We start from the raw sequence: 16,366 nt of genomic DNA, 5'->3' as shown, positions 1-16,366 counted from the left end.
GGTCGGATCATGGAAGCGCCTGGTCCGGGCTTTCCACCGCCAGCACCGTTCGGGTGATGAGACCCGCAATATGCTCGGAGAGGTCCGGATCGGAAACGGCACGGGCGAGCGTCACGCCGCCACTGAGCATGGCGAGCAGCAGGATGGACCTGTCCTCCTTTGAAAGGCCTGATCGCGTCTGTCCTGCATCCTCGGGCAGACCGCCGGCAACCTCCGCGACGATGCGCTTCAACTCGGCCGTATAGGCACGCCGTGTTTCGTCATCCGCGCGCATGACATCGGGCGACAGACTTGGCAGGGCACAGGCCTCACCCAGACCGCAGGTGCGCTTGTAACCGAGATAATAGCCGACGAAGCTCTTCAGCCATCCGCGTGGCTGCTCCGCTCTCAAAGCGGCTATCCCCTGTCGCAGCTCTTCCAGTCCCGTCAGCACGGCCGTGCGAAAGGCTTCGCTCTTCGATTTGAAATGGCCGTAGAAGGCGCCATTGGTCACGCCGGCCGCCTTGGTCAGCGCATCGATGCCGGCACCGCCATAGCCTTCCTTGCGAAAGATTTGCCCTGCCGCCGCGATCACCCGCTCCCGGGTTTCCCGTTTATGCTCGGCGTTATAGCGCATGGCGTCACCCATTGAGAGTGATCACTCTTTATTTCTTGCAAAGAGAGTGATCGGTCCGTATCCATAGAGAGCAATCGATATATAAGGTACCAACCATCAGTCGAACAAGGAGCTTTCGATGCCGATCACACTCACCCTGCCGGAAGGCCTGCTGTCCCCGCAGGCTCAGGCCGAGGCCTTTGCCGCCTTGACGAACGCGCTTCTCGAAGTCTCCGGCCTCACCGGCAACAACTTCATGACAGCCAATATCGTCGGCACCATCAACGTGCTTGCGCGGGACCACGTGTTCGCCGCGGGAAAACCGGCGCCCGCCGCCTTCATCGAACTCAAGCTGCCCGAGATCGCCCTGGCTTCACCCGAGGCGAAAACAGCCTTCATCGAAAAAGCGACGGATATCCTGGAACATGCAGCCGAAGGCCGGCTGAAACGCGAGCACATCTGGACCAACATCGTCTACGCGCCCGAATGGGCGTGGGGCATCGCCGGCCGCGGTCTCGGCAACAACGACCTCGTCGATGCCATTCAGGCTGCTTCACCAAGCCATTGATTTCGAAGGTCCGGCACCTCGGTGGGGATGAACCATGCAGCTTGCCAATTACCTGTTCTTCACCCGGCATTGCGAGGAAGCGCTCGCCTTCTACGCCCAATGCGGATTGGGGCGGGCCTCGATCCTGCTGCGCCATGGCGACCTCGGCATCCCTCTTGCCGACGAGGCAATGCGGGGAAAAGTGATGCATGCCCGTTTCGAGGGGCCAGGCATCCTGTTCTTTGCCTCGGACAATCAGGACGCGGAGGCGATGCGCGGCTCCGCCCACATGCTGATCATGCGTGACCGCGGCACGACCGCCAGCCTCTTCGCCAGCCTGGCCGATGGCGGCACGGTCACGACGCCGCTCGCGGTACAGCCCTGGGGAAGCTTTTTTGGCAAGCTGACCGATCGCTTCGGCGTGCAGTGGATGCTCGATTGTGCGGACGGTGGGCATGACAGTCCTGCAACCGGACGCGCGATCGACGGCTGATCATCGCCGACCGGGAGCCTCGGCCCAAGGCTTCACGCAACATCCTGCCCGTCCTGCCGCTCCTTGCGAAATTCGCTCGGCGTCGTCGTGAATCGCTGGCGGAAGCGCCGGCTGAAATGGGCCGAATCCGAGAAGCCGCACTCGATGGCGATCTTGGCGAAGGACTTGTTGGACGTCTCGACCATATGCCGGGCGAGCGACAGCCGCATCTCCATGAAGGCCGCACGTGGCGAGGTGGCGAGCGCGCTCTCGAAATGGCGTTCGAGGCGGCGCTTGGTAATTCCCAGATGCCGGGCGATCTGGCCGACGGAGAGCGGCGCATCCAGGCTTTGCTGCACCAGCAGCAGCGCCTTCCTGACGAAGGGGTCGGAGGTGTTGAAATCGAGCGTCGGGCTCGGCTGCGGTGCCTCGCCGACCTCCGCCCCGTTGATCATCATGATGTGCAGGCTCTTGGTCGCGGCGGCCTTGCCCAGATGCCGCTCGACCAGAAAGGCCGCCAGATGGGCCGCACTGGCACCGCCCGGACAGGTAAGTCGATCACGATCGACGATGAAGATCTGGTCGGACACCGGCTGAAGACCGTCGAACTGCTCCAGGAAATCGGTGTGGTGGAACCAGCTCACGCAGCAGCGATAGCCGTCCATCAGCCCGGCATGGTGCAGGATGAAAGCGCCCGTGCACACGCCGACGAGCGGCACCTTCGCCGCGGCGGCCCGCTGGAGATAGCGCGAATAAGCGGGGCTGAGTTTGGGGATCTCGTCGATCAACCCGCCCACCACCACGATATAGTCGAACTTGCCGGGTTCCCCGAGCCTCTCGGTGGGGGCAATCACCACGCCGCTGCTGGAGGCGATCGGGCTCATGGTGTCGGACAGCACGCTCCATTCGAAGCGGATCGGCCGGCTGCGATCGCCTTCATCGGCCGCCAGCCGCAGCACGTCGACGAAATTGGCGAAGGCATTCAGGGTGAAGTGCCGCGCCAGGATGAAGCCGACGGACAGCCGCGGCGCCCGCTTCTCGGGCCGGACCGGCTTCCTTGTCCCCGCTTCGCTCACGCCTGGGCCTCCCATGTCGGGACGTCGCACATATAACATCCGATCGACGCATCCATTCTATTCATGCCGACGAGGGCCGGCAAGATACCGGGATCGGGCTGCCTCCAGCCGATGGCGCAATTCTGGTGCGCCAGTCATACAAGCCATGGCGAGGAAAGCGTTCATGCTCTAAGAAGCGATCGGGGATATCCGATTGGGATGGAGGGGACAGTCCATCGACAGCAGGTATTTCCATGAATATGGTAGAAACATACCGACACTTCTTGCGCCGTAGACTGCGCCCCGCGCGCCTTTCTTCGATTGTATTCCTTTGCCTGGCCGCCACGCCGGCCCTGGCACAGTATCAGCCTCGGGAAACCTTTGCCCCGCGTCCGATGACGCAGGCCGTCAACGCCTATCGCTCGGCCGATGGCCTGCCCGGTCCTCAATATTGGCAGAACAAGGCCGATTATCAGATTCATGCGACCCTTCAGCCCGACCAGCCGGCCGTCAGCGGTGATGAAGTCATCACCTATACCAACAACAGCCCCGACCGGCTGACCGAGCTCTGGCTGCAGCTCGACCAGAACATCTACAAGGCCGACAGCCGCAGCGGCTACGCCAACGGCAAGGCGCGCGACGGCACGACGGAGGGTTTCGTCCTCGACAGCGTCGCGATCGGCGGCGGCAAGGCAGCTCCGGTTCCCTATACCGTCAGCGACACGCGCATGCGCATCGCCCTGCCGACGCCCCTGGCGCCCAAGGGTGGGCAGGTCAAGCTCCATATCCGCTATCACTTCACCATTCCCGGCGAGTGGGGCGGGCGCATGGGCTGGGGCAGGGCCAAGGCCGGGCCCGTCTACGAGATTGCCCAATGGTATCCGCGCATGGCCGTTTACGACGACATCCGCGGCTGGGATACGCTGCCCTATCTCGCCCAGGAGTTTTATCTCGACTATGGCAATTTCGACTATTGGGTGACGGCGCCGAGCGCCATGCTGGTCGCGGGCTCGGGCGAACTGGTGAACCCGCAAGAAGTGCTGACCTCCGAGCAGCAAGGCAGGCTTAAGAAGGCCCGCGCCAGCGACAAGACCGTGATGATCCGCAGCGTCCAGGAGATCGACGATCCCAAGTCGCGTCCCAAGAAGGACGGCACGCTGACCTGGCACTATCAGATGAAGAACAGCCGCGATGCTGTTTTCGCCGCCTCGGCGGCCTTTGCCTGGGACGCCGCGCGCATCAACCTGCCGGCCGGCAAATCGGCTCTGGCCATGTCCTTCTACCCGGCCGAGAGCCAGGTTGCGGAGCGTTGGGGCCGCTCGACCGAATATCTCAAGGACGCGGTCGAACGCTTCTCGGCCCGCTGGTATCCCTATCCCTGGCCGGTCGCGGTCAATATCGCCGGCCCCGACGATCTCGCCGGCATGGAATATCCCGGCCTGCTCTTCGACGGCATCGGCGACAAGACCAAGGACCTGTTCTGGGTCACCGCCCATGAAATCGGCCATACTTGGTTCCCGATGGTCGTCGGCTTCGACGAACGGCGCGATGCCTGGATGGACGAAGGCTTCAACACCTTCATCGACGTCTATGAATCGGACGATTTCAACCACGGCGAATATGCGCCGAAACGCGATGTCGAATATGCGCCGGGCGGCGGCAATCCCGTCGACGAGATCATCGAGGTATTGAAGGACCGCGAGGCGCCGCCGATCCTCTCGCGCGCCGACACGGTGATCGAGAAATACCGCCACCCCGTGACCTATTTCAAATCGGCGCTCGGCCTCGTCCTGCTGCGTGAGCAGATCCTCGGGCCGGAGCGCTTCGACGCCGCCTTCCGTCAGTTCACCGCCGCCTGGGCCTTCAAGCATCCCAAGCCGGACGATTTCTTCCGGGCGATGGAAAGCAGCGCCGGCGAGGACCTCTCCTGGTGGTGGCGCGGCTGGTACGACAACAACTGGACGCTCGACCTCGCCATCGACAAGATCGCACCGGCGACCGACGAGAAGGACAAGGACAGCAAGGCCAAGGAGCCGAAGGGCACCGCGATCACCATCGGTAGCCATGACAAGCTGGTCATGCCGGTCACCCTGCGGGTCGACTTCGCCGACGGCGGCCATCGCGACTATCGCCTGCCCGCCGAAAGCTGGATCCGGCAGGCCGCGACCACCGTCATCGTCGAGCCCGGCAAGAAAGTGGTGCAGGCCACGCTCGATCCGGACCACAAGCTCCCCGACCGGAACCGCGACAACGACAAGCTGCGCGCCGACACCGAATAGCGCGCCGTTCTGCCGTGCCCGTGAAAGGGCACGGCAATTTCCGGATTTTTCTGAGATCGCAGGCAGAGTCGCCCTCACGATTCCGGTTTCACTCCGCTAGCTGGAAGGCCTCGAACCGTCCCAGCGCTTCCTCGATCGCCGGTTTGTGGGCGGCGCCGTCGCCCTCGCCCACCCAGTTCCATTGCTGGATCAGCATCTTGCCGGCAGCGCGATCCGTCTTCAGATCGATGGCCGCCACGATGTCCTCGCCCACCAGCACCGGCAGGGCGAAATAGCCGAAAACCCGTTTTTCCTTCGGCACATAGGCCTCGAAGCGGTGATCATAGTCGAAGAAGAGCTTCAGGCGCTTGCGCTGGATCACCAGGGGGTCGAAGGGTGAGAGGATATGCACGAGTTCGGCGGGCGGCGCCTTTGCGGCACTGGCCAGCGTTTCGGGCGTTGCCCAATGCTCGGTCTTGCCCGCGCCTTCCACCTCGACGGCAACGAGCAGCTTGCGCCGCACCCGGCTTTCGAGGCGCTCGCGCACCGCGCCCTTGCGGCCGGCATCGAGATGGCAGATCGAATCGAGGCTGACGAGGCCCTGCGCGCGCAGCGCCCGGTCGATGACATAGTCGAGCCGCTGGCGCTCGGTGGCCGGCTTGGGCCTGAGGTCGCGCTGCTCGGCCCAGCCGAAATGGCGCTCCATCAGCTCATAGCTCTTGAGCATGCCGTCGCGGGCGCTGATGGTCAGCGCGCCGGTATAGAAGGCAAGCTGGAGGGCTTTCTTGGAAGGCTTGCGGCTGGCCCAAGGATGGGTTTTCTCCACCAGCACGTCATCGTCGATGTCGCGGATGGAGAGGGCCCCGCCTTTGCGGATCAAGGTCATCACCTTGCGCAGGTCCGCCTTCGACACGCTCTCGAACCAGCCATTGGGCTTGTCGAGATAGGCCTTCATGTCGGGCAGGAAGTAGCGCAGATCCGCCGTGGGAATATAGGACAGCGCATGCGTCCAATATTCGAACACCGATTTGTCGGCGCTCTGCGCCTGCACGAGATGGTCGCGCCGATAGTCGGGAATGCGCGTCCACAGGATGTGATGATGGCTGCGCTCGATCACGTTGATGGTGTCGATCTGCACATAGCCCAGATGCGCCGTCGCAGCGGGGGTGGCCTGCGGTCCGTCGCCGAAGGGGGAGAGACTGTCGAGGCGCTGGGCCCGGAGCCAGATGCGCCGGGCCTGCGTCTTGTCGATGAAAGGCGGTTTACGGGGCATGGAAGCTTCATTTCAAAGCGGAGCGGCTGGGACCGCGGACGTCCCGTCCGCTCTTGGAAACGTCGCGCTCTCGGGAAGGGAAGAGCGGACGTGGCCGCCACATTGAACGAAATTCAATGTGGCTGTCGACCGCGGTCCCAGCCTTCATGCCCAACAAGATAGGTTTTCCCGGCCGAGTCGCCAGCCCTGCGCCACCATTTTGTTCACGAAACGTTTACGGTCCGACAGTCCGTCAGGGCACGTAGAGGATCTTGACCTCGCCAGGCCCGGCCTGCCTTGCGATGATGGCGGGGACCTCCTCCAGCCTGACCTCGCGCGAGATCAGCTCATCGAGCTTGAGGGCACCGCTGGCCACCAGTTCGGCCGCCCGCCGATGCGTGAAGGGGTTGATGAAGGAACCGAACACCTTCAGCTCGCGGAACAGGATGTCGAAGGGCTCGACCGCCACCTTCTCGCCTTGCGCCATCACGCCGAGGATCACCACCGTGCCGCCGGGACGGGCGAGCTGGAAGGACTGCTCCACCGTCTCGGCCACGCCGGCGCATTCGATCACCACGTCGGCGCCGCCGGGCAGCAGGCCGTCGGGACCGGTGACGTTGGCGATGAAGTCACCCTGCGTCGGATCGATGCTGGCGGTGGCGCCCACGCGCTCCGCCAGCTCGCGCTTGACGGCCTGGCGGGTGGAGAGAACCACGCGCGCCGCTCCGGCGAGCCTGGCCAGTTGCACCGTGATCAGCCCGATCACGCCACCGCCTAGCACGATCACCGAGGATCCGGCCTGAATATTGGCGATGTCGATGCCGTGCAGGCAACAGGCGATCGGCTCGCAGAAGGCGCCATGGCTGGCCTTCAGCGACAGGGGCAATTCATAGGCCTGCTGCTGCGGCACGATCACATAGTCGGCCAGCCCCCCGTCGCGATGGATGCCGATGGCCGTGAGATTGTGGCACAGATTGATCCGCCCGTTCTGACAGTGCACGCAGCGCCCGCACACGATGTTGGGATCCCCCGTCACCCGCATGCCGGCACGAAAACCCTGCACGTCAGGGCCGACCTCCTCGACGATGCCGCAGAATTCGTGGCCCAGGGTCACCGGCGGTTTGGAGGGAAACTCGCCCTTGAGCAGATGTCGGTCCGTGCCGCAAATGCCGGAGGCCTCGACCCGCACCAGGAGATCCCCCGGCCCGGGCTTGGGCCTCTCCACATCCTTGAGAAAAAGCTCTCCCACCGCGTCGAGCCGCACCGCCTTCATCGTTGCCTCCGCTTGTCGTCTTGATTGTTCATACAATTCTAGGCCGGATTCGTATCTGCGGGATAGTGGCCTTATCGTTGACATTTGCCTCGAGCACGGACCTTCAGGGGCAGAGTGAAGAGCGGACAAGATGTCCACGCTCCGTATAAGATATCGCCATGCCCGACATATCCCCTGATTCTCAGCCCTCCAACGCCCCCGAATGGTCCGTCTCCGAGCTCTCCGGCGCCCTCAAGCGTACGGTAGAGGATGCCTTCGGCTATGTGCGCGTGCGGGGCGAGATTTCGGGCTATCGCGGCCCGGTGGCTTCCGGGCACGCCTATTTCGCCCTCAAGGACGAAGGCGCCAAGATCGATGCGGTGATCTGGAAGGGCAATCTCGCCCGCCTGCGCCAGCGCCCCGAGGAAGGCATGGAGGTGATCGCCCATGGCCGGCTGACCACCTTCCCCGGCAAGTCCTCCTACCAGATCATCATCGACCGGCTCGAACCGGCGGGTCTCGGCGCACTGATGGCGCTCTTGGAGGAGCGCCGCCGTAAGCTTGCGGCCGAAGGCCTGTTCGACGAAGGGCGCAAGCGCTCCCTGCCCTTCCTGCCGCGGGTGATCGGCGTGGTCACCTCGCCCACGGGCGCCGTGATCCGCGACATCCTGCATCGCATCACCGACCGCTTTCCGCGCCGGGTCATCGTCTGGCCGGTACGGGTGCAGGGCGAGACCTCGGCTGCCGAGATCGCCAATGCCATCGCCGGCTTCGACGCCCTGCCGGCAGGCGGCCCCATCCCGCGCCCGGACGTGCTGATCATCGCGCGCGGCGGCGGCAGCCTGGAGGATCTGTGGTCGTTCAACGAGGAAATCGTGGTGCGAGCCGCTGCGGCATGCTCGATCCCGCTGATCTCGGCCGTGGGACACGAGACCGACTGGACCTTGATCGACCACGTCGCCGACCGCCGGGCCCCGACGCCGACCGGCGCCGCCGAGATGGCGGTGCCGGTCAGGGCCGACCTCTTCGCCAACCTGCACGATCTCGGTGCCCGCCTCACCGGCCATGCGCTGCGCATGATCGAGCGCCGGCGCCAGGACCTGCGCAATCTCGGCCGGGCCCTGCCCGGTGGCGAGGCCCTGCTCGCGACGCCGCGCCAAAAACTCGACCTTGCCGCCGGCCGCCTGGTGCATGCGCTCACGCTCAACACCCGCCGCCACCACCAGCGCTACGACGCCCTGACCCGCCGGCTGCTGACACAGAGCCCGGCCAACCGGCTCGACCGCAGCCGCGATCGCTTCCATGCCGTCGCCGAACGCCTGGAGGCTTCGGCGCGCATCGCTCTCTCCCGCAAGCGCGAGGCCTTTACCGGCCGTGCGGCACAGCTCACGCCACTGCTGCTGTCCCGCCGCAGCGAAGCCGGGCGCGAGCGCCTGCAGACCCTCGCCGGCCGCCTGCTGCAGGCCGCAGCCGCGCGCACATCGGCCCAGCGCGAAAGGCTCGGCCGCTTCGCCGTGCTGCTGGAGGCCTATTCCTACCAGGGCGTACTGCAGCGCGGTTTTGCGCTGGTACGCGACGAGGAAGGCCGACCCATACGCAATGTTGCCTCCGCGCAGGCTGCCTCGAGCCTTGACCTGCAATTTGCTGACGGCCATGTCATCGTGGGCAATGGCAATTCGCCGCCGTCACCGGCACCGACGAAAGCCAAGGCGAAGAGTGAAAAGCCCGGCCCCCAACCGAGCCTGTTCGACGATTAGAATTGGCTCTGTTATAGTTTTACCAAATTCTTCCAACGCACAGGCCAGCGCCTCCATGAACCGTCACGAAAGCCGCATGACTCTACCCGGCGAAGCACAAGTCCAGTACCTCGATTCCGATTTCCGCATTCTCAAGCCGGGCAATTATGTGCGTTGCGCCGTGACCGGCACGCATATCCCGATCGACGAATTGCGCTACTGGAACGTCGACCGCCAGGAAGCCTATGCCAGCCGCGAGGCCGTGCTGGAGCGGCTGAAGGAGCTTGGAGAGATCTGAAGGGACGCGCGGGAAGCACCGCGGCTAGGACCGCGGACGTCCCGTCCGCTCTTGGAAACGCTGCGCTTGCTGGAAAGGAAGATGCGGACGGGACGTCCGCGGTCCCAGTTGCAGCGCTTACCCCGCCAGGCGGAAGCGCTTCACCAGGAAGTCGTGCATCGCTTCCGCATCGTCGAAGGAAAGCTGGATCGGCACGGTCTGGCTGATCGAGGCAAGGCCGACACGCGCAGGGCCTCCCGTGAGGCGCGTCATATCCTTGGTCGTCGTCACCGGAATGAGCTTGGCCGCCTGCGCCCGCGCGGCGACCCTGGCGGCTTCTTCCTCGCTGAAGGCATGGTGATCGGCGAAGACCTCCGTCGCGGCGATGATGGCCCCCATATCGGCCAGGGTCTTGAAGAATTTCTCGGGACGGCCGATGCCGGCAAAGGCCAGCACCCGCTTGCCGCGCAGAGATGGGGCTTGCGGATCAAGACCGATGCGGGCCCGGAAGACGGCGACACTCGAACCGCGGGCGAAATCATAGACAGCGGTGCCGGCGTCGCCCGGCCCGATCACCACCACCGCCGAGGCAAAGCCGATCTGGTCATGGATATCGGCCCGCAACGGGCCGGCGGGAAAGGCCAGGCCGTTGCCGATGCCCGTCTCGCCGTCGACGGCGATGATCGAGCAATCCTTGGTGAGAGAGGGGTTCTGGAAGCCGTCATCCATGATGATGATGCTGGCACCCTGCTCGATGGCCAGCGCCGCGCCGGCCGGCCGGTCGACGGACTTCACCGTCAGCGCCTTGCGCGCCAGCAGCAGCGCCTCGTCGCCCACCTTGTCGGCAGCGTCGTCGGGCTTGACCACCAGCGGTCCCTTCTCGCTGCCGCCATAGCCACGGGTGAGGAAGGCCGGGCGCTGGCCCGCGGCGATCAGGATATCAGCAACCGCCAGCGCCAGCGGCGTCTTGCCGGCACCGCCAAGCGTGAAATTCCCGATGCAGACCACGGGAACGCCGGCCCGGCTGCCCGGCTGGCGCATGCGCGCCGCGACCTTGCCGCCATAGAAACGAGACAGCGGCATGAGCAGGCGGGCCGGCCAGCCACGCGGCCGATGCCAGAAGGCCGGCGCCTTCAGGCTCATGCGCACGCTCATGGCCGCCTTGCTCCGAGGGGCAGCAAGGCGGCAAGCGTGCGCTCCAGTGCCCCGGTCAATGCCGCGATCGCCCTGGCGCCGCCGGCTGCGACACGCTCGACCTCTGCCGGCTCGGACAGCAGCCGCGCGACGGCACCGGATAACTCGGCTGGGCTGTGCACGACCACGGCGCCCCCCATGCCATCGAGCGCGCCATAAGCCTCGACGAAATTCTGGATATGGGGTCCATGCAGCACCGCTCCGCCAAGCTTGACCGGCTCGATCGGATTCTGCCCGCCCTTGCCCAGCAGCGACTTGCCCATGAACACGATACGGGCAAGGCGATAGAACACGCCCATTTCGCCGACCGTGTCGGCGACATAGACATCGTGCTGCGCTTCCAGGGCAGTGCCCCGCGAGCGGAGGGCAACGTTCAATCCCTTTTCCCGCAAGGCCGCGGCGATTGCCTCGCCACGCTCGGGATGGCGCGGCACGATCAGCGTCAACAGGCCCGCAAAGCGGTCCTTCTGCGCGGCATGCACTTCGCCCGCCAGCGCTTCCTCGCCCTCGTGCGTGACCGCTGCAAGCCAGAGTGGGCGACCGGCCATCGCTTGCCGCAAACCTTCGAGCACACCGGCGTCGGCCGGCGGCAGCGGCGCGTCGAATTTGAGATTGCCGGTGACGACAACGCGCGGCGCCCCGAGCGAGGCAAAGCGCCGGCCGTCATCCTCGCTCTGGGCAGCGATGAGATCGAAGCTGCCCAGCAAGGCGGCGCTTGTACGCGGCAGGCGGCACCAGCGCGCAAAGGAACGCGGCGACATCCGCCCGTTGACCAGCGCCAAGGGGATGCCGGCCGCGTTGATCTCGGCGATCATCCCCGGCCAGAGCTCCGATTCCAGGAAACAGACGAGATCCGGCCGCCAGTGATCGAGGAAACGCCTGACATAGGCTGATATGTCGAGCGGTACGAACTGATGGATCGCCCCGGCCGGCAGGCGCTCGGCCATCAGGGCCGCCGAGGTGACGGTACCCGTCGTCATCAGGATGCGATAGCCTTCGCCCGCCAGGCGCGTCGCCAGCGGAAGCAGAGTGATGGCTTCCCCGACGCTGGCGCCGTGCAGCCAGGCCAGCCGCCCCTCGGGCCGAGGCCGGCCGGCAATGCCGAGGCGTTCGGACCGGCGTGAAGCATCCTCCTTGCCACGGCGCTGGCGCTTGTCCAGCAGCAGGCCGGCGAACGGGCGAAAGCAGCTCGTCGCCAGCCGGTAGGCCTTGAGGCTGAGGGGAAGCACTGTGCTCACGTGCCTGCCTTCACGAAGGTGCGCCCGACCATGGCATAGGCCGTGCGATGCGCCGCATCGAGGGCGTTCTCGACCTCAAGGCGCTTCTCCTCCATCAGCGCCTTGTCGGCATCTTCGGGCACATGCACGAGATCGCCGACCACGAAGGCGCCGCGCGAAAAGGGCATGTTGATCACGGCCTTGTCCCAGGTGGAGAGCTGGATCATGTTCGAGGTCGCCACGGCGACCGGCACGATCGGTCGCCCCGACAATCGCGCTAGCGTGACGATGCCGAGCCCGGCCACGCCGCCGGTGCGCGGCACGTCCGCCGTCACGCCGACCGACTGGCCGTCCTTCAGGGTCGCCACCAGCTCGCGCAGGGCCGCGGGACCGCCCTTGTGGTGCTGGCGCTGGGGCCTGCCACCCGAGCCGCGCACCAGGCCGAGCCCCAGACGCGTCACCGCAACCGCATTGATCTCGCCATCGCCATGGCGCGAGATCAGGATGCGGAACTCATGCCCCTCACGGCGCATGAAGGGCACCAGGAAATGCTGCCCGTGCCACATCGCCACGATATAGGGATATTGATCGCGAATAGGCCCGTAGAGATCGGCCGGACTGTCGGCAAAGCGGCTGGTGCCGTGCACGAGCTTCAGCCATGCGGCGAGGCCCTCGCCGATGGCCTTCTGCACGAAGCGGGATCGGCCGATATTCTTGATCATGCAGGATTACGAGCGTTTCGTCGTGTCGGTCGTCGGATCAAGCAGACGATGCAGATGCACGATGAAATAGCGCATCTGGGCATTGTCGACGCTCGCCTGGGCCTTGGCCTTCCAGGCTGCCTGGGCGCTGGCATAATTGGGGTAGATGCCGACGATGTCGAGGCCCTGAAGATCCTTGAACTCCATACCTTCGATCGAGCTCAACTCGCCGCCGAAGACCAGATGCAGCAATTGTTTCTGAGGTTCGCTCATCCCATGCTCCTATGGCGTCTTCAAGAAAAACTGACAGATTTCCAGATCAAGAAAACGCGTTAAAACAAAGAGTTAGAGCAAAATTACGATTCAGGGAAAAGTCATTTTGCTCTAAAATTCAATTCATACCCTCGAACAGGGCAACCAAAGCGCCCTGGCGCTCGCGCCCGGCCATGACGAGCGGCCGGTGCACGGGGTCGGGGCGGTTATAGACGATGTCCCTACTGGCCACTGTGGTGAGAAGCCCACCGGCCTCGCTGAGAATGATGTCGGCCGCCGCGATGTCCCAATCATGCGACGATCCCGAAGCGAAAGCACCGTCGACGCTCCCCTCCGCCACCATGGCGATGCGCAGCGCCAGCGATGACATCGACGAGGCCCGCTCGACCCGAGGCAGGGTGCGCTGGGCCAGATCGAACATCGGCTTGGGCCCGGCAAGCGTGCGGATCGAAGCAAGGGCGCCCTGGCTGGCCCTCAGCGCGACGCCATTCTTGAAGGCACCCAGGCCACGGCCACCCGTATAGAGATCGCCATTGCTCGGACGGTAGAGCACGCCCGCCAGTGGGCGCCCAGCCTCCACCAGAGCGGCCGAGATCACCCATTCGCCATTGCCGGCGATGAAGCCCCGCGTGCCGTCGATGGGATCGATCACCCAGACCTGCTGCTTGTCCAGGCGCTCGGCCGTGTCGGCGGCCTCCTCGGACAGCCAGCCGATCGCGCCGGAGATATGGCGCAGCCGCTTGGCCAGATGGACATCGATGGCAAGATCGGCTTCGGTAACGGGCGACTTGTCGGCCTTGTCGAAGACACGGGCCCCTTCGCGCGCGAAGCCGAGCCCGATGTCGCCCGCTTCCCTCACAGCCTCGATCAGCAGAGGCAACGCCTCGCCCGCACTCAACCCCCGGGCCATACGCCCTGCCCCATCCTTCTCGATCATGGCTCGGATTTAGGCGAGCAGGCCAGCACGCGCAAGCGAGAACCATAGGTTCGGAGCGGTTGGCCGTATAAGACATATCAGCGGCGTCGCCGCGGCACGTGATAAATCACCGCAGTATATTTCCTGTCGCGCCGCTCCGCCGCCGGGATTCCGCCCAGGCCCTCGGCAATCCGACGGCTTGCCAGATTCGCCTCTGCGACAGGATATTCGAAATATCGCACGGCTGGGTCCTCGGACGCCCAGTCGGCAATCGCAGCGACAGCCTCACGGCCATAGCCGCGCCCATGTTCGTCTTCCCGGATCCAGATGCCGAGTTCCGGCGTGCCGCTCGTGGCCCGATGCAGCCCTGCCAGACCGAGGAATAGTCCGTCCCGTCGGCGGACGACGAAAATATGGTCGCTGCCCACCTCGGCCAAGGTCTCCCAATTGCGCCAAATCGAGGCAAAGGCCTCGCGTGACGGCAAAGGTTCCCATGCCATGAAACGCGTCAGGCTCGGCGTGATGCAGGCGAAGATCTCGTCGGCGTCATCGGGGGTGAAAGACCTGAGCAGAAGACGGTCGCTGACAAGGCCGGCGGGCGGTGGATCAAGGGACACATTGTTCTCCGCTCACGAAATTGCGGCGCCGGTGGGCGGGAACCATGCCGTTTTGGGCAGTCTCAAATTTGAGACTGCCCGGCGATGCAGGCAATCGACAACGGCGATAATGTGCCTTTGGAAAGATTCGTCCAAGACGGTTGCCTTGATTACCCCGCGCGTAATTGAGACGCCCCCTTCTGCCGGCCATGCTGAGCGGGCCTGAAGCAGTCAGGCTTGCAAAAGGAAACCCTTCGATGACCGATCCCGCCACCATCGCCCGTATCTATATCGCCACCTGGAACGAGACCGATCCTGCGCGCCGGCGCGCCTTGCTGAACGCCTCCTGGGCACAGGACGCGCTCTATGTCGATCCGCTGATGCGCGGTAAGGGCCATGACGAGATCGACGGGCTGATCGCAGCCGTGCAGCAGCGCTTCCCCGATTTTCGCTTCTCCCTGATCGGCGAGGCGGACGGCCATGGCGACCATGTCCGTTTCTCCTGGCAGCTCGGCCCGGCCGGCGCGGACGGGCCGATCAAGGGCACTGATTTCGCCCGGCTCGACCAGGGACGGCTGTACCAGGTCAGCGGTTTCCTCGACCAGGTTCCGGCAGCGGCATGAGCGCCCGCAGCAATATCCAGGCTGTCCGCCGCCCGGGCGCCTCGCCGCAAGCGAGGGCCGCCCGGGGGGTTGGCGACCATCTGCGTGCCTGGCGCCAGCATCGCCGCATGAGCCAGCTCGATTTCGCGCTGGAAGCGGAAATCTCGCAGCGCCACCTCAGTTTCATGGAAAGCGGCCGTTCCAAGCCGAGCCGCGAAATGGTGCTGCATCTGGCCGAGAGGCTGGAAGTGCCGCTACGTGAGCGCAATGCCCTGTTGCTCGCGGCCGGCTATGCGCCGATCTATCAGGAGCGCGGACTGGACGATCCGGCCCTCGCTCCGGCCCGCGAGGCGATCGACCTGGTGATCGGGGGGCACGAGCCCTACCCCGCCCTCGCCGTCGACCGCCACTGGACGCTGGTCGCCGCCAACAGGGCGATCGCACCTCTGCTGGTCGGGGTTGCCGACAAGAGCCTGCTGGAGCCGCCGGTCAATGTGCTGCGCCTCGGCCTGCATCCCGGCGGCCTTGCGCCCCATACCGCCAATCTGCCCGAATGGCGCGACCACCTGCTCGAACGCCTGCGCCAGCAGATCGCCGTCAGCGGCGACGAGGTCCTGGCCCGGCTACTGGAAGAGCTTTCCGCCTATCCGGCGCCGCCCTCGCGCCCCAAGCCCCGCGCCGACCTCGGCGGCATCGTCGTGCCTTTCGAGCTTAGGACACCGCAGGGCCTGATGTCCTTCTTCTCGACCACCACCGTGTTCGGCACGCCGGTCGACATCACCCTGTCGGAGCTGGCGCTGGAATGTTTCTATCCCGCCAATGCCGAGACGGCGGAGATCCTCAAGCGGGCGGTGCTGTAGGCTTGAAAAAGGAAAACGGGCGGGTCCCTGTCCTCGTCCACCCGGAAGCTGGAGGTCGCCTTCTCTCGGGAGGACGCGGCCGAAACCCGCCCGTCATTCCCCTCGTGGAGGGGAAATGCGTGATGACGAGAGCAAACCGCGTTTAGACGGAAACGCTTGTTTGCTCTCATTCTTTGGTTCGACGCGTCTTTGCGATTCTTGGCGTGACCACCAAATCGCAAAACGCTTTAGGCCGCCTTGCTTTCGGCCGGCGCATCCAATGTCTGCAGGACTTCGAAGCCTTCGAAGACGGGATGGCCGAGCGTCAGCGCCGGGCCCTTGCCGGCATTGCGATGCGACAGGCGGAAGGCCTCCGACTGGGTCCAGGCCTCGAAATCGGCCTTGGAACGCCAGACCACATGCGAGGAATACAGCACATGGTCCTCCCGCTCCGGACCGCGCAGCAGATGGAAGGAGACGAAGCCGGGCAGCTTGTCGATATGCACTTCACGATCGCGCCAGACGGTCTCGAAATCTGCGGTGGATTCCTTCTTCACCTGGAAGCGGTTCATGGCGATGAACAT

18 protein-coding genes are annotated in these 16,366 nt (G+C 64.9%); 7 read left to right on the top strand and 11 right to left on the bottom strand.

Going from position 1 to position 16,366, the window contains the following annotated elements; genetic code table 11:
* Positions 1 to 7 precede the first annotated feature (7 nt).
* Positions 8 to 616 carry a TetR/AcrR family transcriptional regulator gene (locus tag U1R88_RS23480; protein ID WP_322433431.1) on the bottom strand — a complete coding sequence of 203 codons (609 nt, stop codon included), beginning with the start codon at positions 614 to 616 and terminating at the stop codon, positions 8 to 10.
* Positions 617 to 734: 118 nt separating this feature from the next.
* Between U1R88_RS23480 and U1R88_RS23475 the strand changes: the two genes are divergently transcribed.
* Positions 735 to 1,163 carry a tautomerase family protein gene (locus tag U1R88_RS23475; protein ID WP_322433430.1) on the top strand — a complete coding sequence of 143 codons (429 nt, stop codon included), beginning with the start codon at positions 735 to 737 and terminating at the stop codon, positions 1,161 to 1,163.
* A 34-nt stretch (positions 1,164 to 1,197) separates the two neighbouring features.
* The gene (locus U1R88_RS23470) at positions 1,198 to 1,635 is read left to right on the top strand and encodes a glyoxalase/bleomycin resistance/extradiol dioxygenase family protein (protein WP_322433429.1); all 438 of its coding nucleotides are present in this window, start codon (positions 1,198 to 1,200) and stop codon (positions 1,633 to 1,635) included.
* Between the two features lie 32 nt (positions 1,636 to 1,667).
* On the opposite strand, the gene U1R88_RS23465 is transcribed toward U1R88_RS23470, so the two are convergent.
* Positions 1,668 to 2,705 (bottom strand): GlxA family transcriptional regulator, encoded by a 1,038-nt coding sequence (locus U1R88_RS23465; protein ID WP_425545474.1) that lies wholly within the window; start codon positions 2,703 to 2,705, stop codon positions 1,668 to 1,670.
* A 248-nt stretch (positions 2,706 to 2,953) separates the two neighbouring features.
* Here U1R88_RS23465 and U1R88_RS23460 point away from each other — a divergent pair, with 248 nt between their 5' ends.
* Positions 2,954 to 4,948, top strand: coding sequence for a M1 family metallopeptidase (locus tag U1R88_RS23460; RefSeq protein ID WP_322433427.1), 1,995 nt, complete (start codon positions 2,954 to 2,956; stop codon positions 4,946 to 4,948).
* Between the two features lie 88 nt (positions 4,949 to 5,036).
* On the opposite strand, the gene U1R88_RS23455 is transcribed toward U1R88_RS23460, so the two are convergent.
* Both U1R88_RS23455 and U1R88_RS23450 read right to left on the bottom strand, forming a co-directional pair.
* Positions 5,037 to 6,200, bottom strand: a complete 1,164-nt coding sequence (locus U1R88_RS23455; RefSeq protein ID WP_322433426.1) for a winged helix-turn-helix domain-containing protein — start codon at positions 6,198 to 6,200, stop codon at positions 5,037 to 5,039.
* Between the two features lie 232 nt (positions 6,201 to 6,432).
* The gene (locus U1R88_RS23450) at positions 6,433 to 7,452 is read right to left on the bottom strand and encodes a zinc-dependent alcohol dehydrogenase family protein (RefSeq protein WP_322433425.1); all 1,020 of its coding nucleotides are present in this window, start codon (positions 7,450 to 7,452) and stop codon (positions 6,433 to 6,435) included.
* A 158-nt stretch (positions 7,453 to 7,610) separates the two neighbouring features.
* Between U1R88_RS23450 and xseA the strand changes: the two genes are divergently transcribed.
* Both xseA and U1R88_RS23440 read left to right on the top strand, forming a co-directional pair.
* Positions 7,611 to 9,188: an exodeoxyribonuclease VII large subunit gene (gene xseA / locus U1R88_RS23445; RefSeq protein WP_322433424.1), complete on the top strand. Its 1,578-nt coding sequence runs from the start codon at positions 7,611 to 7,613 to the stop codon at positions 9,186 to 9,188.
* Between the two features lie 55 nt (positions 9,189 to 9,243).
* The gene (locus U1R88_RS23440; protein ID WP_068291712.1) at positions 9,244 to 9,465 is read left to right on the top strand and encodes a DUF2093 domain-containing protein; all 222 of its coding nucleotides are present in this window, start codon (positions 9,244 to 9,246) and stop codon (positions 9,463 to 9,465) included.
* 117 nt (positions 9,466 to 9,582) lie between these two features.
* Here the strand turns inward: U1R88_RS23440 and lpxK are convergent, their stop codons facing one another.
* The 6 genes from lpxK to U1R88_RS23410 all read right to left on the bottom strand — a co-directional run bounded on the left by lpxK (position 9,583) and on the right by U1R88_RS23410 (position 14,362).
* Positions 9,583 to 10,599: a tetraacyldisaccharide 4'-kinase gene (gene lpxK / locus U1R88_RS23435; RefSeq protein ID WP_322433423.1), complete on the bottom strand. Its 1,017-nt coding sequence runs from the start codon at positions 10,597 to 10,599 to the stop codon at positions 9,583 to 9,585.
* Positions 10,596 to 11,876: a 3-deoxy-D-manno-octulosonic acid transferase gene (locus U1R88_RS23430; RefSeq protein WP_322433422.1), complete on the bottom strand. Its 1,281-nt coding sequence runs from the start codon at positions 11,874 to 11,876 to the stop codon at positions 10,596 to 10,598. Before U1R88_RS23430 ends, lpxK begins: the two co-directional genes overlap by 4 nt.
* Positions 11,873 to 12,577, bottom strand: coding sequence for a lysophospholipid acyltransferase family protein (locus tag U1R88_RS23425; protein ID WP_322433421.1), 705 nt, complete (start codon positions 12,575 to 12,577; stop codon positions 11,873 to 11,875). The genes U1R88_RS23430 and U1R88_RS23425 overlap by 4 nt, the downstream gene beginning before the upstream one ends.
* Before the next feature lie 6 nt (positions 12,578 to 12,583).
* A complete protein-coding gene (locus tag U1R88_RS23420) occupies positions 12,584 to 12,829 on the bottom strand; it encodes a DUF4170 domain-containing protein (protein ID WP_322433420.1) in 246 nt (81 codons plus the stop codon).
* 118 nt (positions 12,830 to 12,947) lie between these two features.
* Positions 12,948 to 13,766 carry a 3'(2'),5'-bisphosphate nucleotidase CysQ gene (locus U1R88_RS23415; RefSeq protein ID WP_322433419.1) on the bottom strand — a complete coding sequence of 273 codons (819 nt, stop codon included), beginning with the start codon at positions 13,764 to 13,766 and terminating at the stop codon, positions 12,948 to 12,950.
* A 77-nt stretch (positions 13,767 to 13,843) separates the two neighbouring features.
* Positions 13,844 to 14,362, bottom strand: a complete 519-nt coding sequence (locus tag U1R88_RS23410) for a GNAT family N-acetyltransferase (protein WP_322433418.1) — start codon at positions 14,360 to 14,362, stop codon at positions 13,844 to 13,846.
* 236 nt (positions 14,363 to 14,598) lie between these two features.
* Here U1R88_RS23410 and U1R88_RS23405 point away from each other — a divergent pair, with 236 nt between their 5' ends.
* Both U1R88_RS23405 and U1R88_RS23400 read left to right on the top strand, forming a co-directional pair.
* Positions 14,599 to 14,964, top strand: a complete 366-nt coding sequence (locus U1R88_RS23405; protein ID WP_322433417.1) for a nuclear transport factor 2 family protein — start codon at positions 14,599 to 14,601, stop codon at positions 14,962 to 14,964.
* A complete protein-coding gene (locus U1R88_RS23400; RefSeq protein ID WP_322433416.1) occupies positions 14,961 to 15,803 on the top strand; it encodes a helix-turn-helix domain-containing protein in 843 nt (280 codons plus the stop codon). The genes U1R88_RS23405 and U1R88_RS23400 overlap by 4 nt, the downstream gene beginning before the upstream one ends.
* Before the next feature lie 227 nt (positions 15,804 to 16,030).
* Here U1R88_RS23400 and hmuQ read toward each other — a convergent pair whose 3' ends face one another.
* Positions 16,031 to 16,366: a heme-degrading protein HmuQ gene (hmuQ, locus tag U1R88_RS23395; protein ID WP_105862441.1), complete on the bottom strand. Its 336-nt coding sequence runs from the start codon at positions 16,364 to 16,366 to the stop codon at positions 16,031 to 16,033.

Origin of the sequence: Labrys sedimenti (assembly GCF_034424805.1) — a bacterium.
Lineage (GTDB): Bacteria > Pseudomonadota > Alphaproteobacteria > Rhizobiales > Labraceae > Labrys > Labrys sedimenti.
The sequence above is the reverse complement of the archived record's forward strand: the minus strand, read 5'-3'. Positions and strand labels throughout refer to the sequence as shown.